We start from the raw sequence: 24,857 nt of genomic DNA on the forward strand, positions 1-24,857 counted from the left end.
CTACCCTGTTACAAATTTCTGTGCTGCCTCTATTGCTGCTTCTAACTCTTGCCGACTGCTGGCTTTGACTTTCAGTTTTTTACCATTGGCCTCGATTTCTAATTCAATAATTTTGTTACCAAGGTGATCGCCTAAAAATCCCATCAGTGCTTTAATATTCTTGGCATTCACCTGCGCTGTTAGCCAACCCACAGCCAGCCCTGTGAGTGACTTGCTCCCTGCTGGTGCTTCTGCTTCACGGAAAAGACTAGCATCTTCCACTTCATCCAGTTCCAGCATTTGTTGCAATAGTCTCTGCGTTTCGTCTTGCAATTCATCGTCATCTAAATCAGGCTCTTGCAAGGCGATGGTAATCTGGACGTTGGATCTACTCGCCATTTTCAACCTCTAATTGTGGTTAATGCTTAAATTATCATAAGTATCTTATACAATCCAACTAGTAATAATTCCGGTCTGGATTATCATAAATACAAATTTTGTCAAGATTCATCGCACGGTATGAATAGGAAGAGTATTGCGAAGTAAAAATAGATACTATTACTGACCACAGCAAGCTAGGCTTGATTTTGATTTATCTTGGTTAATTTAGCAATACGAGAGCGATCGCTACTGGGTGTCATATAAAATTTTACAGTTGCAGAATTTGTTTGATTTTATATTTTTATAAAAAAACCGATATGATCAATATTATTTTAGATATTGCTGAAACATAAAAGAAGACAATTATGCTTAAAGAACAAATAACACAAGAACTAGACAAATTACCTGAACCTCTGTTACAGGAAATTTTAGATTTTGTTCAGTTTTTACAAGTCAAATATCAAAAAGATAAAGTCTAAGAAATCACAATTATGAGTGAAACATCACTACAAAAATATTGGTTAAGTCCAGAGGAAGATACAGCATGGCAGGATTTGTAAAAGGAGATGTTGTTCCATTTCCATTTTCGGACTTAACCCAAATAAAACGCAGACCTGCTTTAGTTAAGCTGATGCGCGTCTAAAGTATATAAACACTCTTGATGGTTGTTAACTGTTAACTGTTGACTGTTGACTGTTAACAGTCATCAGTCATCAGTCATCAGTCATCAGTCATTAGGTAAATGTACAAATTAAATGCGTAACAGCTTATTGCTACTCTTCAGGGGGAGATGACCTGATTCTTGGCCAAATTACTAGCCAATCTGTTGGCGATATCTATGCTATTAAACTGGATCAGAGTGATTTTAACTTTGGTCGTTTAAATCAGCCAAGTAATATTAGGCTAAATCGAATTTTGACTGCCGATAAACAAATTATTTTATACAAAGCAGGTGAAATAAAACCTGAAAAGTTAACAGAGGTGATTAATAAAATTATTGAAATTATACAGTAGTGAAAGGAGCAGAATTGATTAGATTTTGATTGTTACTAATAATCTATTAATCCCCATTCAAAAAACATCAACTTTATCTACTTTTTCCCAAGGAAGTTCTATATCCATTCTGCCTACATGACCATAAGCAGAAAGTTTTCTGTAGAAACCACCTTTAGTTAATGAAGGCAAATGTCTCAAATTAAATTGTTTAATTATACCCGCAAGGCGAAAATCAAAATGCTTTTCTAAAAGAGTCGTAATTTCTTCATCAGCAATTTTGCCTGTACCAAAAGTTTCGACTTGGACACTAACAGGTCTGGAAAGCCCTATAGAATAACTTAATTGTATTTCACATTCATCAGCCAGTTTTGCCGCTACGATATTTTTTGCTGCATAACGGGCAATGTATGCTCCGACTCTATCAATCCTAATTGGATCTTTGCCGCTCAAAGCTGAACCACTATGTTTGGAATATTCGCCATAAGTATCTATGGCATTTTTTCTGCCGGTTAACCCAGAATGAGCCGCCGGACCTCCTCGAATAAATGGCCCATCTGGATTGATAAATATTCTGGTTTGTGCATCTGGTTTAACATCTTCATCTTTAAATACAGGATAAATTACGGTTTCTCTAATATCATCTTGTAATTGCTGGAACTCAGGTTTTGATGGTTTATTTTGACTGGCAATAACCGTAATGCTATGGATTCTATAGGGACGGTGATTTTTATATTCAACTCCTATCTGAGTTTTGCCGTCAGGAGTAAGATATGGAAGTATTTGTTGGCTTCTCACTTCACTAATTTGTCTAGCAAGTTTGTGCGCTAACCATATTGGTAACGGCATGAGACTATATGTTTGATTGCAGGCAAATCCAAAAACTGTTACTTGATTATTAACAGTGATTTTTTCTATCTCTTCGTCAGATAAAGTTTTTTCATCAAACAAATGGTATTTGCTGGGGGATAATTCTTTTAAGCTTGTCAAAATGCTACATGTCTTAGCATTAAATTCTTTTTTATCGTAGCCGACTTTCTCGATTACTTGTCTAGCTACATTGGTAAAATCTACGTTATTGGTGTTAGATTGAAATCTTGCAGCTATGAAAATTATGCCTGTAGATACGGCACATTCGGTAATTATTCTGGCATAAGGATCTTGCTGTAAAAAACGATCCACGATCGCATCACTTATCTGATCACAAAGTTTATCAGGATGTCCCTCTGTTACTGATTCTGATGTAAACATGAAGTCTTTTTTCATAATTTACCTCGCTGATTCAGATACAATTAATTTATCTCTATTAATCTGGGGTTTAATTTCTGGAAGCTCATCTTTTTCTAAAAATGTATAATATTTTGTTATTTCATTCACTAACAATGGCAGCAAAGCACTACTTGTAATAACAGCGCCATCTGCAATATTTAGTGGGCTAATCTTTAAAAGACTCCTCAATGAGGGAATAGTTATAGCCAAAATTTGTATAGCAAAAGAACCTATAATTGCAGCATTTAAGTATGGATTATTAAGCAGTTTTTCTTGACTAAATATGCTATGTTTTTCTGAACGACAGCTAATTGTATGTAGCAATTGCCCGCTAGTTAGACTCATAAAAGCAACAGTGCTTGCTTGGGGGCTAATGCCATATCTGAGGATGGCGTAACCATAGGCTGCTAAGGTACTGACGGATAGGGTCGCTGATTCAAAGGCAATTCTGCCAAAGTCGGAATTTTTAATAATTGGTTCGTCAGGGTTTCGGGGTGGCTGACTCAAAACCTCCGGTTCTGGTGCTTCCATTGCCAAGGATAGACCGGGGAAAATGTCAGTTACCAAATTCAACCAAAGGAGTTGGATGGCATTCAAGGGTTCGCCTATACCAACTGCGGTGGCGGTAGTCATCACCATGATTTCGCTGAGATTTGTGGCTAGTAAGAAATGCACAGATTTTCTAATGTTGTTGTAAATTGTCCGTCCCCGGCTGACGGCAATCATCATGGTTTCTAGCCTGTCGTCTTCCAAAACAATATCTGCAACCTCACGCGCTACATCGGTTCCGCTTTTGCCCATTGCTACACCCACTTGTGCTGCCTTGAGTGCTGGTGCATCGTTAATACCATCACCGGTCATGGCAACCACTTTTCCGGCTGCTTGCAAAGCCTGGACGATTTGCAGTTTATTACTAGGACTGATACGGGCAAAAACATTTACTTTGTTGCTGAGTGCTATCAATGCCTCTGGAGTAAGATTATTCAGGTTAGTAGAATCGAGAATTTCTAATTGGGGATCTCGATTCAATTCTAATTCTTTAGCGATCGCATAGGCGGTTGGGCTTTGATCGCCAGTAATCATCACTGTATCAATTCCAGCCTGATGGAAGTCACCGATCAATTCTTTGGCATCCTTTCTAATGGGGTCAGCCATGCCCACAAGACCCAGCCAAATCAGGTCTGATTCATAATTATTCCCGTTTTTAGTTTCATTGATATAGCTGTAAGCTGCACCCAGCACCCGCAGCGCCTTCCCTGCCATGCGATCGTTTTCAATTGCGATCGCCTGCCTATCTTCTTCTGTTAAAGTCATTAATTGACCGTTCCTCATCCACTTTTGGCATATCTGCACAACTTCGGCAGGATTGCCTTTAACAGCAACCAATTGATGGTTATCATGAGTCTGGTGAATTGTACTCATGATATTACGATTTTCCGATCGCAGGTTACTTTGTAGTATTGAATACTTTTCTCTGAGTTCAATGACGTTCACTCCGGCGCTAATCGCCATGTAGATTAAAGCGTTTTCTGTTGCAGAACCTGTGACAATATATTCGCCATCGCCCTGTAAACTGACTTCACTTTCATTACAGAGAACTAATACATGAATCAGCTTTAACAATTCATCGCAGGTATAGGGGTTGAAATTCTCTTGTCCAGCAATGAATTCTCCGTCAGATATTTTAATATGTCTGATGTCTGCATATATCTCTACCACGGACATTTTGTTTTCTGTAAGTGTCCCGGTTTTATCCATACAAATCGTCTGTACAGAACCCAAGGCTTCCACGGCACTTAGACTACGGATCAGGACATTATTCTTCCTCATATCTCGAATGCCTAAGGCTAAGGTTGTGGTGGCGATGGTTGGCAACCCTTCTGGAACCGCAGCCACTGCTAAGGATATGGAAGATTTGAGCATTTGCACTAAACCATATCCCCGCAGTACTCCCATAGCAAAGACCAGACCGCAGATTCCCATGCTAATTAGAACCAGTTGACTACCCACCTGATCTAGTTGTCTTGCTAGAGGAGTCTGGATTGCTGTTGCCTCACCAACCATTTGCTGGATCTTGCCCATTTCGGTAAACTGACCTGTGGATATAACCGCAGCCAGTCCTTGACCACCCGTAACCAAAGTCCCCTTATAGATCATGTTCAAGCGATCGCCTAACGGAATATCTTCTCCAGTCAAAGATCCAGTAATTTTGGTAACGGGGATACTTTCTCCTGTCAAGGCAGACTCATCAATACTCAGGTTATCTGCTTCAATGAGTCGGGCATCTGCTGCTACATAACTACCAGGTTTGAGAAATAAAATATCTCCTAAGACAACATTTTCTGTAGGGATTTCTATTTGTTTACCATCTCTAATTACCCAAGTTGATGTTTGTTCCTGGCTTTTAAGAGAATGAATGATTTTTTCTGATTGGCTTTCTGTAGCATAACCAATAGCCGCATTCAAACCAACAACACCAATAATTACCACAGCATCAATTACTCCACCTGTGAGAAGAGAAATTCCCGCAGCGATGCCCAGTAAAGCCACTGGGAGAGATTTAAACTGGTCAATTAAGATGCTCAGATCGGAACGAGTTGCAGCTTGGGCTAGAACATTTGGGCCATATTTACTGAGGTTTTCTGCGGCAGATTCACTGCATAATCCTGATTCTTTTGAGGTTTTGAATGCATCTATGACACTATTTGCTGTCATTAAATGCCACTTTTGGATTTTTTGTTCCTCGGTATTAGCAATTATTTTATCAAATGATTTTTTACTTGTTACTAATTTTTCTATCTGAGATTTTCTGCTCTGTTTATGATAGCGTGATAATATTTTTTCAATTAAAGAGCCAATTTGTTTGTAGCTTTTATCTCTATTAAAATTAACCAAAATATTGCTAGTTAATGGGTTGGCATAGACATAGGTTATTCCTGCTTCTTTTGAGAGCGATCGCTCCAAATATTTTTTCAGAGATGGCGAACGGTAAAGTTCATTTACTTTGTATCTAGCTCTTCCCTCCACACTGGTATGTATTGCTTGAATCACAGCAATTATTACTCCTATAATTCCCCTGTAAAATTATACTTACATTAATTTCCTCTCTTATAAAAAAGAACTTAATTTTTTTCAATAAATCCTCATACAGTTTGATATATTAACCTAATTATTGGCTGGCTGTAGTTCACAATTACTTTTGTAATCGAGGGCTATCTGATGTGCTCACAACACAAGCTGAAAGTAGACTTACAAGATATGTACAACTATATAAGCGTAGTCAATAGTTAGATTAATCACCCTAAAGTTACAGAGGCAATTTGAATTTAGTGCAAAACTCTAGAATTTATGTCTAAAGAAATAAACGTAAAATTCATTTTGCTATGCCTACCAGTTGTGCAGGCACAGAACAAGCACTCTCAACCAATATCTCTATAGATATAACTAAAAAAGCTAATTTTAGAATAATTCCATCTGTAGACTCACGCAATTTAAACTAAAAAGGTGAAAAATAACTTTAATCGTCTTAATCTTGGTTGTAATCAAAAATTACACTCCAGAAAAAGCAAATAGAGAAAAGAGTACAAACAATGGCAACTTCTACAGACCGCGATCAACAGATTCAAAAACTACGTGAACTAATCAAAGATATTGATTATGGTATGTTTACCACAGTCGATGATGATGGCAGTTTGCATAGTTACCCCATGTCAAAAAGTGGTGAAATTAACTCTGAAGCCACACTCTGGTTCTTTACCTATGCTGGTTCTCATAAGGTGGCTGAAATTGAGCACTATAAGCAAGTAAATGTTAGTTTCTCGTCACCCGAACAGCAACGATACGTTTCTATCTCAGGTACAGCACAACTTGTGAAAGACCGCAATAAGATGCGAGAACTATGGAAGCCAGAACTTCAAACTTGGTTTCCTAAAGGATTGGACGAACCCGATATCGCTTTGCTTAAGGTGAATATTAACCAAGTTAATTATTGGGATAGTATATCGAGTTTTAAGCCAAAAACAATTAGTTTATTGACACCATCACCCCTTTAAAATGTGTAATCCCTGAACTAAATTGGCAAAAATTAAGTATTTTAAATTCAAAGAAATCAATGGCAGGACAAAACAATGATGAAGCCGCCCAAAATCATCTACCTTTAGAGATAAAGCGACGACATTTTTTAAAAGGAATAGGCTTTATCGGTGCAGGTGGAGGGGCAATCCTCGCTGACCACATCCTCAATCCCATCCGCTATGTCATGAGTTTACCGATCGCTACACTCGTCAGCGGTATTGATTCGCTCTCAGTGCTGCGGCAAAATTTAGCGATCGCCCGTGGTTTTCAACCGATGCAGGCAAAAGAAATGCAAGCATTGCGCGATCGTTGCGCCCAATATGCTGCCGACGGGCGTTTTGAGCTGTTCAAAACCTCCAAGCAGTTTGATGCTGATGAAGGCAGAATTCAGCATGGTTTTCCACCCCAAAGCCAAGTGCAGACATGAGGTTGGAGAGATAAGGGGACAGGGGAAACTACTAAACCGAATATCCACAATATCCAAAGGTGCGACAGTTGATTTAAGTACAAATCTTGAACTTAATTTAGAGGTGTATTATGCCTGACCTATCAAATTTCCGAGTGGCCGTCATTGCTACTGATGGCTTTGAGGAATCAGAACTGACTGAACCTGTACGTCCTTTAAAAGAAGCTGGTGCAACTGTGGAGATTTTGTCAGCCAAGCTAGGACAAATACAGGCGTTTCGTCATTTTGATAAAAGCATAACAGTCAACGTTGACCGAGTGCTTACCGAGGCACAACCCGAAGAGTTTGATGCTGTATTGTTACCAGGTGGCGCTCTCAATGCTGATACCTTGAGAATGGGGCCCAAAGTCCAGTTATTCCTGCAAAAGATGCAGGAACAAGGCAAGCCGATTGCTGCTATTTGCCATGCTCCGTGGGAATTGGTTTCAGCTGGCTTAGTGCGAGGACGGACGCTAACGAGTTACTACACGATTCAAGATGATATTCGCAATGCAGGCGGTAACTGGGTAGATAAAGAAGTGGTTGTTGATAGAAATTGGGTAACAAGCCGACAACCCGATGACATCGCAGCCTTTAATCGGGAAATGCTCAATTTGTTTTCGAAGTTCAAGCTTTCTTTTGCTGGCGCTCTTTGACTGATGATCAAGAGTTTGGTCAAGGCAAAGCCACATTACCTTAGTAAGCATGATATTTAATTTCACCCTATTAAGTAAGGAAACGAAATTTATGCCTTACAAACAGATTGCAGACTTACCTGATTCCGTCAAAGAGCACTTGCCCAAACACGCCCAAGAAATTTTTCGGGCTGCATTTAATAATGCTCAAGAAGAATATGGGGAAGAAGAACGTGCTTTTCGTGTTGCTTGGAGTGCAGTAAAACGCGATTACGAAAAAGGCAACAATGGGCAATGGCACAAAAAGCCAGAATAGTTCGGTTCGGATTGTATTAAGCAGTTTTATTAACAGGGCTTACGCACTGAAAACCTGAAACCTAGATCCCCCTTAAAAAGAGGAATCCTAAAAGCCCCCTTTTTTAAGTCAATACGCTTGGGTTAAGGCTAAAACTCTTTGTCATTAACGTAGACGCATTAGCGAAGCGGTAGCGACGAAAGAGCGTCAGCGGCTTGCCGCAGGCTACTATAGAGGTGCAGAGAGCACTGACAGAAGAAAAAAATGCTTAACTGAACTGTATTGCTTTTTAAGGGGGTTGGGAAATCTCTTGTGCATAATTCCTAATTAATTCTGCACAAAAAATCTTTTGCTATAAATATAAGTTTTAATCGCTCTCGAATTTGGATCTAGACACCTTGTTTGTTGGTTGTTTATCTGATCATTTATCTTTTTGCGAGGTCTTATGAATTACCTTATTGCAGTTTTACCAGATCGAATACAAGCAGAAGCTGCCTACTCTGCTTTGGAAAAAGCAGGCTTGCCAACTTCACAAGTCAATATTTTAGGCGATGGTTATTTAAGTGCTGATGAATTTGGACTAATTGATCCCGACAAGCAAGCCCGCAAACAATCAACTCGGCTTTTTTGGTGGCTTGTACCCTTTGGATTTGTTGCAGGTTATGCCTTCAACTATCTTACAGAAATTGAAATTTTTCCCCAGGTTACTCGATTTGGCAATGAATTTCTTGCTGGAATCTTAGGAGCTATAGCTGGTGCCTTAGGTGCTGCTTTAATCGGTCGAGGAGTTGGCTTAACAGTTGGTAGTGGCGATGCTTTACCATATCGTAACCGTTTGAATGCTGGTAAATACCTAATTGTAGTTACCGGGAATGAGGATTTAACACGCGAAGCTACCCGTGTAGTGCGTCAATTTGAACCGGAGAATATTCAAGGCTATACAGACTATTCACAAAACAGCAAACTTGTGGGGAATTAACTAATTTACATCGGTTTCAACGCCGAGCGATGTCTAACGATAAGCCGCTTCTCTAAGAAAGGCTCTGCCAATGCATCTACGCAATTGTGCAATCAATCGTTCAGCCCGTTGTTTTTCCTAATCAGGTCTTCAACGTGAATATAATACATGGTCGGCAATAAATCTTTATAGCGATCGCGGCAGTTCAGTTGATACATCATAAAGCAGTCCTGACGAATTAATTGTTTTTAAGTAAATCAACACCTTGCAAAATGGGGCAGGATAAATTTCTCGCCCTCCGCGGCAAATTTACCGCAAACCATCAGCACAGTTTTATCAAATGCATAGGCTTGCACATCTTTGGTATGGAGAAGTTCTGGACTAATAACTGTTGATATTGCTCCTCTGACCGTTACTAACCATACCTAAGGTATTCATCCGAGAAATTTTTAGATGATCCAAAGTTCGCTTTATCATTGATGAGTCTGTTTTGTCAATTTTTACCACTAGTAATATGCCATCAGTATGGGGTGCCAACAGACTAGTATCAGCTAGTCCCAATAAGGGGGGAGTGTCATAAATCACCAAGTCAAAGGTATTATGGAAGTCTGTCATTAGTCGCTTCATCTTTTCAGACGAGAGCAGCTTGGTGGGATCAGGCGGTATGGGTCCAGCAGTGATTATAGATAATTGATTGCTCGAAGGTAGTTGCCGGATCACTTCACTCGTTGGCAGGTTTGTTGAGATTAAATTACTTAATCCCCATAAATTATTTAAATCTGATAAGGTGTGAATCTTGGGTTGGCGTAAATCTGCATCTACAAGTAGTACTCTTTGTCCCATATGTGTAGCTACTTGAGCTAAATGGAAGGCAATAGTAGACTTACCATCACCAGGCATGGCTGAGCTAATAGTTATAGAAGAAATAGGGCGATCAGAACTGAGCAATTGGACATTTGTATAAAGTACCCGCAAAGCTTCTAAAAATTTTGCTGAATAGTTGCTATAGTCTTGATCTGGTAAGACAGCTAACCCAGGAATGCCTTTAAGAATAGGAACTGGTATTTTTACTATGGGAAATTTTTGCTTGGGTGTCTGGTCTTGACTGTTTTGAACCTGCTTTTCAAATGGAATATTTCCTAACAATGGTAGCTTGACCTTCTCCTTCAGGACCTTAACGCTATGGTAGGTCTTGTCAAGCTTTTCCAGCAGTAGGGCGACACCAATTCCTAAGGCTAAACTCGCAACCAAACCTGGTATTAAATAACGTTTAATGCTCGAATCAGATATCGGGGATTGCGGCTGACTTGGTGCCTCAAGTAACTGCCAACCAAGTTCTGTCTGAGATATCTGAATTTGGAGATTTTCGCGAGTAGATAGAAAACGATTCAGGCTCTCAGTCGCCACCTGTAATTTTCGCTGTAGCTCAGTGTATTGTCGTGTCAATATTGGCCATTGCTTGCGATCCAGTTCAAGTTTTCGTTCTACTTTAGCAAGCTCTTGGCTTTGCACTCCTAGAGTTTGAAGTTGAGTCTTTAGTTCTGCAATTTTTGTACCCAGAAAGCGTTGCGCCTCCTCCTTTAACAAGAGTGACAGGCTTGCCCGTTTCTGTTTCAATGCTTGCATAGTTGGATTATTATCTTGCAAACGAGTTGACTCTGTAGCAATTTGAACGTCTAGCTGCCGTACTTGCGCCAGTAACTGCTGATACAAAATAGCATCCTTTAGCACTGCCAGCTTGCCATTTTCTTCCTGTAGAAAAGATAGATTGGCGCGAACTTCTGCCAATTGCCGATCAACCACTTGTCGTTGCTCAGACAAGCTAGTAATTTGACTAACAACTTGTCCCGACTGGGCTTCTGGATCAACAAAGTCATACTTTTGCCGGAAAGTTTGCAGTTCTTTCTGAATCTGATCAACTCGATTTTGTATAAATGGCAGTTGTCTTTCAACAAACTGAATCCCTTGGCGTAATTTGGTTTGCCGCTTTTCCCGGCTGTAATCTAAGTAATCCTTAGAAATTTGCTTGAGTACAACTTGAATTTGATTTGGATCATGACTTCGATAACGAACTTCTATAATCTTGGTTTCAGCGAACCGAGAAATTGTTAGGTTTTGGAGCAGTGAATTATAGCTGATATCTGGATAGGTAGTTTGCAACTGCTTCACAATCTCTCCCATCAATTCCGGACTTTTGAGAACCTGAATTTGGCTTTCGTAATCTAGACCAGACTTGCCTACGTTAGGGTCTTTGACAATATCCACAACTTTGGTGTCATCATTTACAGGTTCCACTAACAGGCGAAAATTGCCTTCATATATTGGTAGCTCCCGGTTTAGTATCAAGCTGACAAAAACAACTGTCGTCAGAGTAATAGTTACCCCTGCAATGACTAGCGCTCGTCGCCGTACAACACTCAGAAATTCAAGGAAACTCCAATCGTCTCCTTCCCCTTCAGACCACGGCAAAGTTTGAGGCTGAAGAAATGGCGGTGCAGAGTTCCTATTCTGGTTATAATTTGAGGATTGAGAAGAATGATTCTCCATCTATTTAAGAATACTTATAATTAAGCTACAAAGAATGTGTATAAAAGCTACATTAATCCTATCTTAAGGCTCAACTAACTGCATAAAGGTTGGTTATTAGCTGCCGGAGTGGCAAGTTTCTTAGTACAAGATGCGATCATTGGTGAGTAAAAATCAAAATGATAACTCGTGGATATGGATTTATCTCTCAGGTTAATTCTAACCCTCTATTATAATGTCGTATACTTAGTTCCAACTCTTAAATTTATACGCTTTTCAGTTTTTTCTGATTCTAGCTGAGTAAGAATTTATAATAACATCTTTGTTTTAAAGTATACATTTTTTAGTTATATATTATAATCTTAAGTCAAATTTAATTTCCAATTTGGTCAAAGTGTAGTTTGGATGAAGCATGTGATAAATTTATTAAATCGATTCTAGCCAGAGTAATTTAAATATCAGCAGGAGAGTATCAATTGTTATTCACAAAACTGTTACACATTTTTATATAGTAAAATTTAATACTATAGTTCATGATAAATTATGAGTTACTTTATATACAAGGCTGAGATTTAACTTACTAGCAGCACCGCAAAAGTAACTAATTAGACCTATTATATAAATGTACAGTTTTTCAGACATAAAAATTCATGTAAAAGACAATAGTAGAATGTATACATTGACGAATTAGACAAAGAGTGAACTAGCTGTGGTAGTAACATAATATGTGATCATTGCGCCAACATCTTCTGGGTGTCCGCTTCGCAAACTACGAACGCTAATTAATGGTGACTGCAAAGAAGGATCTGATCATTATTTATGTATCTCGTAATTTAGGGTTCAGACAACTCAATGCTTAAGTCCTGAGAGACTAATTTGTGAAGTTTTTGCTTGTATACTTTAATCAAAAAATAAATTTTTGATAAAGTACATTGGTAAATTTTAAACATCCTTTTATCATGGTATTCTTGTAAGTAATTACATGTAAAACCCAACATTGAATATGGTAATATATTCAATGTTTATATGTAATGAATATTGCTGAACCAAGTTTAAAACTAAGCAAGTGAAAACATCCAAAATCCAATGTCTATAAACTCCCACTTCCTTATACGGCACCAGATTATAGTAGTTGTTAGTGCCGTTTAGACATCAAGTAAATTTTCTTACAAGCCTGTAAAAGGCATGATTGTAAGGTGATCTAAATATCGTATGATTACCGTAGTCGTTCAGACTTGTGCTTATTTTTGTGTTCCCATGTCCAGACGAGATCGCGTATACAAATTACAGCGAGTATAAACTCTTATTAAGCGGCTTAGTTCCCAGCGCAGCTTGCAGATGTAACTGTGAGAATGAGGAGACTCTATGTATACCAGTAAACTAATTAATTTGGCTGAAGCAAATTGAAATTATTTATTAATTTCAGTAAGTGTGTGTAATTATTAATGGCTTGAGCAGTTCAGTAGTGTATTCAATAAGATTTTTACAGCAGGATACAACTGATGAGACTTAATGAATGGATTAATCAAAAATTTTTGCAATCCATTTCTACGCGGTTAGATGTTAAAAATGACTATTCTCTAAAAACCCAGCAATCCATCAAATTGTCTGTAATCACTCAGTTTTTCCCACCAGACTATGCTCCTACAGGACAGTTGATAGAAGAACTAGTGAAACAGTTAGGGCAGCAAGGAGTGGATATTGAGGTTTTTACAAGTCAGCCAGGCTATGCGTTTCAATCTCATAGTGCTGCTTCAGTTGAACGTGTGGGTGGAATCCGAATTCAGCGATCGCGCACAGCCCAACTCTGGCCGGGGCGAATTCGTGGCAAAGCTGTCAATGGTGTCTTATACACCTTGCGTGCAGCACTCTATCTACTGAGAGCTTGGCGGCGTAGGAATGTATTGTTGGTAACTACAGCCCCCCCATTTTTGTCAATCATCGGATATCTGGCTTATCTGGTATTCCGACTTCCCTATGTTTGCATCATTTATGACCTTTATCCTGATATTGCGATCGCTCTAGGGGTAGTCTCAAAGCAGAACTGGCTGGCACGGTTATGGCGTGCTATTAACAAACAGATTTGGCTAAATGCTAAGGGAATTGTAGTTCTTAGTCCAGCCATGAAACAGCAAGTGCTAGCAAATTGTCCACGAGTAGCCGATAAGATTTCGGTAATTCACAGTTGGGCGAACCCTGAATTGATTGTGCCAATTGCCAAACAAGAGAACTGGTTTGCTTGGAAGCATAACTTAGTAAACAAATTTACCGTACTCTACTCCGGGAATATGGGACGCTGCCATGATATGGCAACTATCCTAGAAGCTGCTCAACAACTGCAAGATGAGCCAGTTCATTTTGTCTTCATTGGTGGTGGAGCAAAACGAGATGAATTGATTCAAGAAGTGAATCAATTAGGACTCTTGAATTTTACATTTCTGCCATATCAAGACAAGCAGGTGCTGCCCTATTCTTTAACGGCTTGCGATCTGTCATTAGTGAGTGTAGATGCATCGACCGAGGGTTTAGTCGTACCTAGCAAGCTTTACTCAGCTTTAGCATCCGGACGACCGATAGCGGTGATTTGTTCGCAGTATTCATACCTCAAACAACTGATTGCCGAAGCCGACTGCGGTAGCACCTTTGAGAATGGAGACAGTCATGCTCTAGCTCAATTTATTCGCTTACTTAGTCGAGATCCGCAACTAGGAGAGCGCATGGGCAAGGCAGGTCGTCAGTATTTGCGATCGCATTTCACACCTAAGATTATCTCTCAACAATATCTTGATGTTTTGCAGCAAGCAATATTGCCTGATGGTGTGATAGCTATGACTCAAAGCCATACAAAATAGTTCTTTGAGAAATTTAGACACAAATTGGTGCAGGTTACAAAGACTTTCAGCCTCATACCAGTTCTCGAATATATAGCTACAAATTCTTCTTTCTTGCCCTTTCCTCCTGCCCCGCAGGTAAATGGTATTAGCGGGATCAGTCCTGAGAAATCCAGTTATTTATCGGAAGTGTTTGCCATTAACTTTTGAGTCTGGCAGTACTTTCTCAATATTTGGAACCAGGCGCAATAGGCAAAATAGAAAATACTATTTTACCAAAAAGTTTTACATTTTTATTTAAGCTAGATTAATGCCTTGCTTAAACAAAAACTACTACATATTCAAGAGAGGGTTAGCTTTTGGAGGCTTACATTTAATGCCTAATTGAAGTAAGAAACAATTCTCACCAGAGAGCCATAAAAATAGCTAGCAAGGCTGATAGATTGTATATTAGCCTTACTTATTATCCTGCTTAAACTATTAAAAAAGATATCAAAAATAGTTTTGTATTTTGCTAATGATAAGTTGGATTAAGTTAATGTAAAATCGCAAGAATATGTTATGCTCTAAGACAGATTGACAGTGATAAATAATTACTTTTTGAAAAAAAACTTACGCAATTTTTATTGTTTTGCAACAAGTTTAATATTGTTGCCACATTCCAAAAAAATCCTGAATTTAGAATATTTGTCAATCAATGTCCAGTAATTAAATAGGATATTAGTTATTAATTTTAGGAGATGGGCTTCGATGGTCTTTTTGATCTCAGTTCCTCCAACGTAACCTTCCGAATTTCACTGTTTATTTACTGAAGTGGGAGGTCGAATTGCAGAGAAGGTGTGACCGAAATCGGAAACGTTCAAAACGAAGGGATATCTACTGTCCCAATCATGGCTGTTATCTTGAAAGCAGGAGTCAAAAATATCAATTGTTTGCCGACCAAGCAGGGCAGTTGCAGCAACGAGGCATGAGTCGACGGAGTGCATTGATGTTGGTAGCAAGCCAAACCACAGTTAGCATAGGGGGAGAATGGTTAGAAGCCTTTTGGTGCGATCGCTGCCAGCAAACAAAGTGGTATCACGTTTGCAAGTCGAATGAGCGCACCTATAAACTTTCTCTAGCGCCACAAGAACTGTGGCAGCAGGTAACAGGAGTAATTAATCCTGAGGGAAACCCTTCTGTTGGAGAATTTACTCGCAGGCAGGCAAAGGTGCTTAACTATCACAACATCAAAGATTTTCAGTTTGCCAATTAATGCTTAAAAGCAGTGGTCTTTAATTAATATTATGAGTAGTAAAGGAATTACCTCAAAGCTAGAGTTGGTAATTGAAGCTGGACAAACGGATAAGCAGTATTGGAGAGACCTGTGGCGCTACCGAGAGCTATTTTATTTTCTAGCTTGGCGTGACATTCTAGTACGCTACAAACAAACAGTCATTGGTATGCTCTGGGCACTCATTCGACCATTTTTGACGATGGTCGTGTTCAGCGTCATCTTCGGAAAGTTGGCGAACTTACCTTCGGAGGGAACAGCACCCTATCCGATACTGGTATTTGCTGCTTTGCTACCCTGGCAGTTTTTTGCTAATGCCCTAAGCGAGTGTAGTAATAGTCTAATTAGTAATGCCAACTTAATTTCTAAAGTGTACTTTCCGCGCTTGATTGTACCTGCCAGTTCAGTGATTGTTAGCTTTGTAGACTTTCTAGTTTCTGCGATAATTCTCTTAGGACTAATGGCTTGGTATGATTTTGTTCCCACTTGGCGGATATTATTATTACCCTTATTTATTGGCATTGCCTTTGCTGCTTCACTAGGAGTAGGGCTGTGGTTGGCAGCTTTGAATGTGGAATATAGAGACTTCCGCTACATTGTGCCGTTTATTGTGCAGTTTGGACTATATGTATCGCCAGTCGGTTTTAGTAGCAGCATTATACCAGAACAATGGCGTTTGCTCTATTATTTAAACCCAATGGTGGGCGTGATTGATGGCTTTCGCTGGGCAATCTTAGCGGGAGAGTCCAAACTTTACTGGACTGGATTCACACTATCTCTAGGACTAGTTGCCCTGTTACTGGTAAGTGGCATTTGGTACTTCCGCAGAATGGAACGGACATTTGCTGACGTAATTTAACAAGGAACTGTGCAGATGTCTGAGAATATGATCAGTGTAGAGAATTTAAGCAAAAAATATATTATCGCTCACCAGCAAGAGCAAGGGAGTCGCTATAAAGCACTGCGGGATGTAATTGCTGATGGTGCTACATATTTAGCCAAGGCATTTATCAAACCTAGGGGCAAAAAAATGCCCAACCCAACGCGGGAAGAATTTTGGGCATTACGAGATGTTTCCTTTGACATTCAACAAGGTGAAGCCATTGGTGTTATTGGGCGTAATGGTGCCGGTAAATCCACCCTCTTAAAAGTTCTAAGCCGGATTACCGAACCGACAACAGGACGTATTGCCATTAAAGGGCGGGTAGCAAGTTTATTAGAAGTAGGAACAGGATTTCATCCAGAACTTACGGGGCGCGAAAACATTTATCTCAACGGTTCCGTTTTGGGGATGAGTAGAGTCGAAATTAAAAAGAAATTTGATGAAATAGTTGCCTTTGCTGAGGTTGAAAAGTTTTTAGATACTCCAGTAAAGCGCTATTCATCAGGAATGTACGTCCGCCTTGCTTTTTCCGTTGCAGCCCATTTAGAGCCAGAAATTTTAATTGTTGATGAAGTTTTGGCTGTAGGTGATTCGGCATTTCAGAAGAAGTGCTTGGGCAAAATGGGTGATGTAGCGACCAAAGAGGGACGAACAGTTTTATTCGTCAGTCATAGTATGCAAGCGATCGCCCAACTCACCAAACGTTGCATCCTACTGTCTAAGGGTAACGTCCAGTTTGATGGTGATACTGGCAAAGCAGTACAGTTATATCTGGCTGGGCAAAAAGATGATTCTGTCTCACAAGCTTATTACCAAGCCCCTGTCAACAAAACTGGCAACCATATAGTTTGGGCAAAAGTTCATACTTCTGAAGAAAATGGATTTCACTATTGGGGCAAGCCAATAACTTTTGAGTTTGCGCTTCAGATCACCGAGCCTCACGAAAGCTTGCGTTTTTCCTTCCAGGTTGTCAGTGCCCTACAACAACCCGTGTGCATGTTCTACTTTTTTGAAGCTCATCAAGCTCCATTTTGCCAGAAGACAGGAACATTTATTATTCGGTGTCACGTTCCAAAATATAGGCTATACATGGGTTCGTACACCTTAACAACATGGTTTAGCATCCGTAGTACCCAAACTTTGCTGGAAAATTTAAGAGACATTTGTCCGTTTGAGATTTCAATGCACAGTATTGAGCGACCAGATTATGCATGGCAAGCTGATGAGTGTACTTACTTAGAAGATACTGTTTGGAAAGTTATTGAAGCTGAGAAAATTTCATAAAATTCTTGAATGATTTCAAAACTATACAAATTATGCCAATAAATAATGATGTCCAGTTAGGCAAAAATGTCAAAATTTTTCATCCTAATTTGGTAAATCTCTACGGTTGTAAGATTGGCGATGACACTAAAATTGGCAGTTTTGTAGAAATACAGAAAAATGTCCTAGTAGGAAGTCGTTGTAAAATTTCATCACATAGTTTTCTTTGCGATGGCGTTGTTTTAGAAGACGAAGTGTTTATTGGTCATGGAGTCATGTTCACTAACGATCTTTATCCCCGCGCCACCAATGAAGATGGTAGTTTGAAAACTGAAGACGACTGGTATGCAGTTAAAACTTTAGTCAAGCGCTGTGCATCTATTGGTAGTAATGCTACCATCCTACCTGGGGTGACTATCGGTGAAAAAGCCATTGTCGGTTCTGGAGCAGTAGTAACTGACCATGTTCCCGATTATGCAATTGTAGTTGGAGTCCCCGCACGTGTCATAGGGGATGTGCGCGATGGGCTACGCCCCGCCGTAGGCGATCGCCAAAATTTGCCAATGTCAGCTAGCAGTTTGTGAAATCCTCTAAGTTTTGTGCATTGGTTAACCGCTTGGTGAATTTTCCCATCTTGCAAAGATAAAACTTTTTTAGATCCAGTTATGAATGATTGCCACTCAAAGGTGGCAATCATTCATAGTGCATAAAAAATCAATTCTCATTAATTAAAAGCAACAGGAAACATGATTAATATCGGCGTCATCGGCTATGGTTATTGGGGACCAAATTTAGTCAGAAATTTTGTCGAAATGCCAGGAGTTCAGGTAAGAAAAGTCAGCGATTTTAAACCAGAACTATTGGCAAAAGTGCAAGCTCGCTATCCCACAATTCAAGTTACTCAAGATTGTCGAGACATATTTACAGATCCCCAGATTGATGCTGTAGCGATCGTCACACCAGTATCCACTCATTTTGATTTGGCTTTGGCTGCATTGCAGGCTGGTAAACATGTGCTAGTAGAAAAGCCCATGACAACTACCTCCGAACAAGCAATGCGGTTGATTGAAGAGGCAGAAAAACGCAACCTAGTGTTAATGGTCGATCATACCTTTGTTTACACTGGTGCTGTACGCAAAATGCACGATCTAGTAGTTACCAATGTAATTGGCGATATTTATTACTATGATTCAGTGCGTGTCAACCTGGGACTTTTTCAGCACGATGTGAATGTGATTTGGGATTTGGCAGTCCACGACCTTTCCATTATGGATTACATACTGCCATCACAACCTTACGCTGTTTCAGCAACAGGGATGAGTCATGTATCTGGGGAACCAGAAAATATTGCCTATTTGACTCTGTTTTTTGAGGGTAACTTAATTGCTCACATCCATGTTAACTGGTTAGCACCTGTGAAAGTCCGTCGTACATTGATTGGTGGTAGCCAACGTATGATTGTTTACGATGACCTAGAACCTAGTGAGAAGGTGAAGATTTACGATAAAGGAATTACCGTTGATGACAATACTGAAAGTCTATACCAAATGCTGATTGGTTATCGTGCAGGAGATATGTGGGCACCCCATTTGGAAGTAAAGGAAGCACTGCGAACGGAAGCATTACACTTTATGAAGTGTATTGAAACAAGCGATCGCCCCATTACCGATGGGCAAGCAGGACTGCGGATAGTCAGGATTTTAGAAGCTGCTACTCAGTCTATGAAACAGCAGGGACGATTAATTGAAATTGATACAGCACGGGTAGTAGCATGATTCCATTTGTAGATCTCAAAGCTCAATACTTGAGCATTAAAGAGGAAATTGATACTGCTGTCCTTAAAGTTTTGGACAGTAGCCAATTTATTTTGGGGAGTGAGGTAGCAGCCTTTGAGCAAGAGTTTGCCCAATATTGCAACGCCGACTACAGTATAGCCTTAAATACAGGAACTAGCGCTTTACACCTAGCGCTGTTGGCAGCTGGTATTGGCCCCGGCGACGAAGTAATTACTACACCTTTTACTTTTGTTGCTACCGTTGCAGCTATTGTTTATACTGGTGCGACAGCCGTATTTGTAGACATTGACCCGGTTTCCTACACCATTGATGTCAGCAAAATAGAACAAGCGATCACCGCAAAAACTAAAGCTATTTTACCAGTACATTTATACGGTCAACCCGCAGACATGAACGCGATCATCGAAATTGCTCGGCGTCATGGTTTGACGGTGATTGAAGACGCTGCCCAAGCTCATCGCGCAGAATACAAAGGACAACGGGTAGGCAGTATTGGGGATATGGGATGTTTTAGTTTTTACCCAGGCAAGAATTTAGGGGCATACGGCGAGGGTGGCGCAATAGTCACTAATAATCCTGAATATGCCCATACCATCAAGATGTTACGCGACTGGGGACAAGAACAAAGATATCACCATGTTCTTAAGGGTTATAACTACCGCATGGATGGCATCCAGGGTGGAATTTTGCGGGTTAAGTTGCGCTATTTAGATGCTTGGACCCAATCACGCAGGACACATGCAGCACTATACGATCGCCTCTTGGCCAACTCAGGCATTACAACACCCACTGTGATGTCCTATAGTCATCATGTTTACCACGTTTACGTAGTGCGTACTAACCATCGGGATGCACTACAACAGAAACTACAGCAGCGCTTAATTCAGACAGGAATTCATTATCCCATTCCTGTACACTTGCAGCCAGCCTATGCAGATTTAGGATATCAAGTTGGTGATTTTCCTTGTGCAGAATTGGTAGCCAATGAAGTACTTTCGTTACCAATGTTTGCAGAACTTTCTTCAGAGCAGATCGAAATTGTTAGTGCTGCGGTGTGTGAGAGTGTTTAAATGTCTGAGCTAGTTCAAAGTCGGATAGTCAAAGCTGTACATGGTTCCCAAGAGTTGACGCTAGACCCAGATTATGAAGTGGGACTGGCAGAACATTTACGCCATCAATATGGTAATCACGGATTAATCGAATTATATGCCCGCTTTGCGATCGGCGATGGAAATTTTGATGCCTTAATGCGGCGAGTGATTTGGCGTGCAGTAGCAAGTCAATTCGGACACGGCGTTCGTATAAGTAATGGTGTCGGTTTCAAGCATCTAGAAACCTTTGAAATTGGCAATGGCGTGTTCATTGGTTCCCAAAGCTATATTCAGGGAAGATTCGATGGTAGGTGTGTAATTGGAAATCACGTTTGGATTGGTCCACAGAGTTACTTTGATGCCCGCGATTTAATTCTTGAAGATTACGTAGGCTGGGGGCCAGGTGCAAAAGTCTTGGGTTCTAGCCACACTGGATTGCCCATTGATCTGCCAATTATTAAAACAGACCTAGAAATTAAATCGGTAAAAGTGGAAACAGGAGCCGATATTGGGATGAATGCGGTCATCCTTCCTGGGGTGACAATCGGTAAACACAGTATTGTCGGTGCTGGAGCAGTTGTCACTAAGGATGTACCAGCTTATGCCATTGTAGCTGGTGTTCCGGCTCGGTTTTTACGCTGGCGAGAAGGATACGAACCATCGGAGAATACAGAAAATGCAAAATAGTCGAGTATTAATTACGGGTGGCGCAGGCTTTATCGGCACACATTTAGCCGAACGTTTGATTAAATATACTGAGGTTGTTCTCTTCGATAGTTTTCGCCGAGACTCTCTCTCCTTTGCTCCTTCACTCAAAGAACATCCAAATATCAAAGTTATATCAGGCGATGTACTCGATCCTGATTCGATTCGTGAAGCACTAGATGGTGTAGATACCGTAATTCATCTTGCTGCTATTGCTGGTGTATCAAGTTATTATCAGGAATCACTACAAACACTGCGGATCAATATTCTTGGCACTGCTAACGTGCTGGAAGCAGCAGCAAAACAAAACATCAAAAAGTTTGTTCACTTTTCCACCAGTGAAATCTATGGCTCTGATGCCCTATGGGTGAATGAAGAATCGCCATACGTAATTGGGTCTGTATCAGATAAGCGCTGGGTTTATGCTACCAGTAAACTGGCCGGAGAGAATTTTAGCTTGCGATATGCTGAAACATTTGGCTTCGACTGCACAACTGTTAGACCATTTAACATTTACGGTCCAAGACAAGTAGGTGAAGGTGCAATCAGTAACTTTTGCCGTGCAATTTTAAACGGTGAACCGATGAAGGTTTACGGGGATGGCTCTGCCATACGCGCCTGGTGCTACATATCAGATCTGGTCGATGCAGTAGAAATGATTATCAAGACACCCAATACTGCTGGGCAGGCGTTAAACATTGGCAATCCATCGGCAGTAGCAACCACTTTAGGATTAGCACAACAAATGGCTCGAATTATACCAGGAGCCACTATTGAATATCAAGATGTCAAACGCTCGGAAGTTAAAGCGCGTATTCCTTCGATCGAGAAGGCTCAAAATTTACTAGGATACAAACCCAAGGTCGATCTGGAAACAGGATTGCATCAAACATTTGAATGGTTCAAGGATCAACAAGAGAAACTATCATGAAAGTTACCGTCATTGGTGCAGGCAAGATGGGTTTACCATTAGCCTGTCAGTTTGCTAACCAAGGTGCATCAGTAATTGCCTGCGATACGAATACAGTTGTCGTTGAGGCAATTAACCAAGGAGTTTGTCCCATTGATGAACCAGGTGTATCAGAGTTATTAAGCTACGCTGTGGCAAATGGAACTTTGCGGGCATCGACTGATACTACGGCTGCTGTAGCAGAGAGTCAGGTGATTGTCGTCATCGTCCCCGTTTTACTGACACCAGAGCGTGATGCTGATTTATCAATTATTGAGTCTGTTTCTTGGCAAATTGCTCAAGGACTTAAGCCTGGTGCAATGGTCTCCTATGAAACGACTTTACCCATTGGCGGTACGCGCCGCTTACTGCCGATACTTGAAAGTAGTGGTCTCAAAGCTGGTGAAGATTTTCATTTAGTATTTTCGCCGGAAAGGGTTAAGAGCCAGTTAGTACTCAAGCACCTGACGCAAACACCAAAGGTCGTTGGCGGTATTACCTCTCAGGCGGCTGCTTGTGCCGAAGCTTTTTATCAGCAATATCTGGGCGCACCTGTAATCAATGTCGGCACGCTGGAAGCTGCTGAGATGGTTAAGCTGGCAGGGATGATTTACCGTGATGTTAATATTGCTCTTGCCAATGAACTTGCCCATTATGCAGACGAAGTTGGCATGAATTTTCATGAGGTTATCCGTGCCGCGAATACAGATGGAGAAGCACATCTGCTATTTCCTGGCATTGGAGTAGGTGGACATTGCACGCCTGTTTATCCGTATTTTTTGATCCGCGATAGTCAACGTCGAGGGATTTCCAGTGTGCTGGCTGAGCAAGCACGACTGCTTAACGAATCTCAACCTGCTTCCATCTTAGACCGACTAGAGTCGTGCTGGGAATTGCTACATGGACGCACAACTTTAATTTTAGGATTAGGATTTCGTCCGCAGGTGAAAGAACATATTTTCTCTCCGGCATTTCCACTGCGTGAGGATTTGACAAGACGTGGGGCACAAGTACGGATACACGATCCTTTATACAGTGATGATGAAATACGTGAGCATGGTTTTGTCCCTTGTCAACTAACCGACCCGCAGCTACCAGAGGTCGTAATTTTAAACACATCTCACTCGATTTACTACGATCTAAACTTTCAAGAGCTTGCTAGTAAAGGGGTGAAAGCGATCGTCGATGGTCGTGGTTTGTGGGATGCAAATAAGATTCGCAGCACAGGCTTAGTTTATGTTGGAGTGGGCAAGCAATGACTGAGCAGCGATCGACCAATCAAGTAAAGAACATCCCGATCGCCAAACCTTGGATAGGTGAACCGGAAGCTGAAGCAGCCAGCCGTGCAATCATGTCTGGCTGGGTAACTCAAGGCCCGGAAGTCGCAGCCTTTGAGCAAGAGTTTGCCACTTACGTAGGAGGAAACTATGCTTGTGCTGTTTCCAATTGCACCACAGCACTGCATCTAGCGCTGTTAGCTGTAGGCGTGCAACCTGGAGATCGAGTGATTACCGTTAGCCATTCTTATATTGCCACTGCTAACAGTATTCGCTACTGCGGGGCAATACCGGTGTTTGTGGATATTGAACCACAGACACACAACATCAACCCGATGTTAATTGAAGATGCGATTAGCGATTCCCTTCGGGATAGCTTTGCTTCACGTACCCGCGCCATTCTCATTGTCCACCAGATCGGGATGCCTTGCGACCTCAAAGCCATCTTGGATATTGCCCACCGTTACAATTTACCAGTAATTGAAGATGCGGCTTGTGCCATCGGTAGTGAAATTCTTTGGGATGGAAAGTGGGAGAAAATTGGTAAGCCGCATGGCGATATCGCCTGCTTTTCCTTTCATCCCCGGAAAGTCATCACCACCGGTGACGGTGGGATGTTGACGACAAATAATCCTGAATGGGACAAACAGTTTCGCCTCTGGCGGCAACATGGGATGAGCGTCCCCGATACAGTACGCCACGGTGCAAAACAAGTAATATTTGAGTCATACCCCATGCTGGGTTACAACTACCGCATGACTGATATTCAAGCAGCAGTCGGGCGAGAACAACTCAAACGGCTGCCAGAAATTGTAGAACGTCGGCGTTATTTGGCACAGCGATACCAAGAACAACTCGCAGATGTACCCGGATTAAAGTTACCTACTGAGCCAAATTGGGCCAAGAGTAACTGGCAGAGTTTTTGTATACGGCTTACAGAGAGATGCGACCAGCTACAAGTAATGCAGCGAATGTTAGATGCTGGCATTGCCACGCGGCGTGGAATTATGTGCGCTCACCGTGAAGGTGCTTATCAAACAGAAGCTTGGTCGTGTGGAGTTGAGTCAAAAGCTTGTGAGTGTGAAATTGGCAAGTGCGATCGCCTTTGGGAGAGTGAACAGGCACAAGACCATACAGTCCTACTACCTCTGTTTCATCAGATGACTGAACAGGAACAGGACTATGTGGTGGAAGTTTTAAAAGTGGCTTGTCAGGTTTAGAGAAGTTACTTTTT

21 protein-coding genes are annotated in these 24,857 nt (G+C 40.9%); 17 read left to right on the forward strand and 4 right to left on the reverse strand.

Features of this window, described 5'->3' with window-relative positions; all coding sequences use genetic code 11:
• Nucleotides 1-378 carry a hypothetical protein gene (locus ACEYW6_RS13850; protein ID WP_412980132.1) on the reverse strand — a complete coding sequence of 126 codons (378 nt, stop codon included), beginning with the start codon at nucleotides 376-378 and terminating at the stop codon, nucleotides 1-3.
• Nucleotides 379-725: 347 nt separating this feature from the next.
• Between ACEYW6_RS13850 and ACEYW6_RS13855 the strand changes: the two genes are divergently transcribed.
• A complete protein-coding gene (locus tag ACEYW6_RS13855) occupies nucleotides 726-839 on the forward strand; it encodes a DUF2281 domain-containing protein (RefSeq protein ID WP_412980133.1) in 114 nt (37 codons plus the stop codon).
• Between the two features lie 592 nt (nucleotides 840-1,431).
• On the opposite strand, the gene metK is transcribed toward ACEYW6_RS13855, so the two are convergent.
• Both metK and ACEYW6_RS13865 read right to left on the reverse strand, forming a co-directional pair.
• Entirely contained in the window at nucleotides 1,432-2,619 is a 1,188-nt protein-coding gene (metK, locus tag ACEYW6_RS13860; protein ID WP_412980134.1) for a methionine adenosyltransferase, read from the reverse strand.
• A gap of 3 nt (nucleotides 2,620-2,622) precedes the next feature.
• A complete protein-coding gene (locus ACEYW6_RS13865; protein ID WP_412980135.1) occupies nucleotides 2,623-5,673 on the reverse strand; it encodes an HAD-IC family P-type ATPase in 3,051 nt (1,016 codons plus the stop codon).
• A 539-nt stretch (nucleotides 5,674-6,212) separates the two neighbouring features.
• Here ACEYW6_RS13865 and ACEYW6_RS13870 point away from each other — a divergent pair.
• The 5 genes from ACEYW6_RS13870 to ACEYW6_RS13890 all read left to right on the forward strand — a co-directional run bounded on the left by ACEYW6_RS13870 (nucleotide 6,213) and on the right by ACEYW6_RS13890 (nucleotide 9,050).
• Nucleotides 6,213-6,674 (forward strand): pyridoxamine 5'-phosphate oxidase family protein, encoded by a 462-nt coding sequence (locus tag ACEYW6_RS13870; protein WP_412980136.1) that lies wholly within the window; start codon nucleotides 6,213-6,215, stop codon nucleotides 6,672-6,674.
• 59 nt (nucleotides 6,675-6,733) lie between these two features.
• Nucleotides 6,734-7,123, forward strand: coding sequence for a hypothetical protein (locus ACEYW6_RS13875; protein WP_412980137.1), 390 nt, complete (start codon nucleotides 6,734-6,736; stop codon nucleotides 7,121-7,123).
• Nucleotides 7,124-7,233: 110 nt separating this feature from the next.
• The gene (locus ACEYW6_RS13880; protein ID WP_412980138.1) at nucleotides 7,234-7,797 is read left to right on the forward strand and encodes a type 1 glutamine amidotransferase domain-containing protein; all 564 of its coding nucleotides are present in this window, start codon (nucleotides 7,234-7,236) and stop codon (nucleotides 7,795-7,797) included.
• Between the two features lie 91 nt (nucleotides 7,798-7,888).
• Nucleotides 7,889-8,092: a ChaB family protein gene (locus ACEYW6_RS13885; RefSeq protein ID WP_190897570.1), complete on the forward strand. Its 204-nt coding sequence runs from the start codon at nucleotides 7,889-7,891 to the stop codon at nucleotides 8,090-8,092.
• A 424-nt stretch (nucleotides 8,093-8,516) separates the two neighbouring features.
• Nucleotides 8,517-9,050 carry a hypothetical protein gene (locus ACEYW6_RS13890; protein WP_190897566.1) on the forward strand — a complete coding sequence of 178 codons (534 nt, stop codon included), beginning with the start codon at nucleotides 8,517-8,519 and terminating at the stop codon, nucleotides 9,048-9,050.
• 360 nt (nucleotides 9,051-9,410) lie between these two features.
• Here ACEYW6_RS13890 and ACEYW6_RS13895 read toward each other — a convergent pair whose 3' ends face one another.
• A complete protein-coding gene (locus ACEYW6_RS13895; protein ID WP_412980139.1) occupies nucleotides 9,411-11,576 on the reverse strand; it encodes a GumC family protein in 2,166 nt (721 codons plus the stop codon).
• A gap of 1,481 nt (nucleotides 11,577-13,057) precedes the next feature.
• Between ACEYW6_RS13895 and ACEYW6_RS13900 the strand changes: the two genes are divergently transcribed.
• From ACEYW6_RS13900 to ACEYW6_RS13950, 11 genes are all read left to right on the forward strand, one after another.
• Nucleotides 13,058-14,407, forward strand: coding sequence for a glycosyltransferase family 4 protein (locus tag ACEYW6_RS13900; RefSeq protein WP_412980140.1), 1,350 nt, complete (start codon nucleotides 13,058-13,060; stop codon nucleotides 14,405-14,407).
• An 805-nt stretch (nucleotides 14,408-15,212) separates the two neighbouring features.
• Nucleotides 15,213-15,641: a hypothetical protein gene (locus ACEYW6_RS13905; RefSeq protein ID WP_412980141.1), complete on the forward strand. Its 429-nt coding sequence runs from the start codon at nucleotides 15,213-15,215 to the stop codon at nucleotides 15,639-15,641.
• A gap of 31 nt (nucleotides 15,642-15,672) precedes the next feature.
• On the forward strand, nucleotides 15,673-16,518 hold the full coding sequence (locus ACEYW6_RS13910; protein ID WP_412980142.1) for an ABC transporter permease: 846 nt from the start codon (nucleotides 15,673-15,675) through the stop codon (nucleotides 16,516-16,518).
• A 15-nt stretch (nucleotides 16,519-16,533) separates the two neighbouring features.
• Nucleotides 16,534-17,826 carry a polysaccharide ABC transporter ATP-binding protein gene (locus tag ACEYW6_RS13915; protein ID WP_412980143.1) on the forward strand — a complete coding sequence of 431 codons (1,293 nt, stop codon included), beginning with the start codon at nucleotides 16,534-16,536 and terminating at the stop codon, nucleotides 17,824-17,826.
• Nucleotides 17,827-17,858: 32 nt separating this feature from the next.
• A complete protein-coding gene (locus ACEYW6_RS13920) occupies nucleotides 17,859-18,389 on the forward strand; it encodes an acyltransferase (protein ID WP_190897548.1) in 531 nt (176 codons plus the stop codon).
• 162 nt (nucleotides 18,390-18,551) lie between these two features.
• A complete protein-coding gene (locus ACEYW6_RS13925) occupies nucleotides 18,552-19,580 on the forward strand; it encodes a Gfo/Idh/MocA family protein (RefSeq protein WP_412980144.1) in 1,029 nt (342 codons plus the stop codon).
• Complete coding sequence (locus tag ACEYW6_RS13930) at nucleotides 19,577-20,671, forward strand: DegT/DnrJ/EryC1/StrS family aminotransferase (protein ID WP_412980145.1); 1,095 nt, start codon at nucleotides 19,577-19,579, stop codon at nucleotides 20,669-20,671. The genes ACEYW6_RS13925 and ACEYW6_RS13930 overlap by 4 nt, the downstream gene beginning before the upstream one ends.
• Nucleotides 20,672-21,379, forward strand: coding sequence for an acyltransferase (locus tag ACEYW6_RS13935; RefSeq protein WP_412980146.1), 708 nt, complete (start codon nucleotides 20,672-20,674; stop codon nucleotides 21,377-21,379). It begins immediately after the preceding gene.
• Entirely contained in the window at nucleotides 21,369-22,328 is a 960-nt protein-coding gene (locus ACEYW6_RS13940) for an NAD-dependent epimerase/dehydratase family protein (protein WP_190897537.1), read from the forward strand. Before ACEYW6_RS13935 ends, ACEYW6_RS13940 begins: the two co-directional genes overlap by 11 nt.
• A complete protein-coding gene (locus ACEYW6_RS13945; RefSeq protein ID WP_412980147.1) occupies nucleotides 22,325-23,605 on the forward strand; it encodes a nucleotide sugar dehydrogenase in 1,281 nt (426 codons plus the stop codon). Before ACEYW6_RS13940 ends, ACEYW6_RS13945 begins: the two co-directional genes overlap by 4 nt.
• A complete protein-coding gene (locus ACEYW6_RS13950) occupies nucleotides 23,602-24,843 on the forward strand; it encodes a DegT/DnrJ/EryC1/StrS family aminotransferase (protein WP_412980148.1) in 1,242 nt (413 codons plus the stop codon). Before ACEYW6_RS13945 ends, ACEYW6_RS13950 begins: the two co-directional genes overlap by 4 nt.
• The last annotated feature ends 14 nt before the right edge of the window (nucleotides 24,844-24,857 follow it).

Source organism: Nostoc sp. UIC 10607 (assembly GCF_047228265.1).
Lineage (GTDB): Bacteria > Cyanobacteriota > Cyanobacteriia > Cyanobacteriales > Nostocaceae > Nostoc > Nostoc foliaceum_A.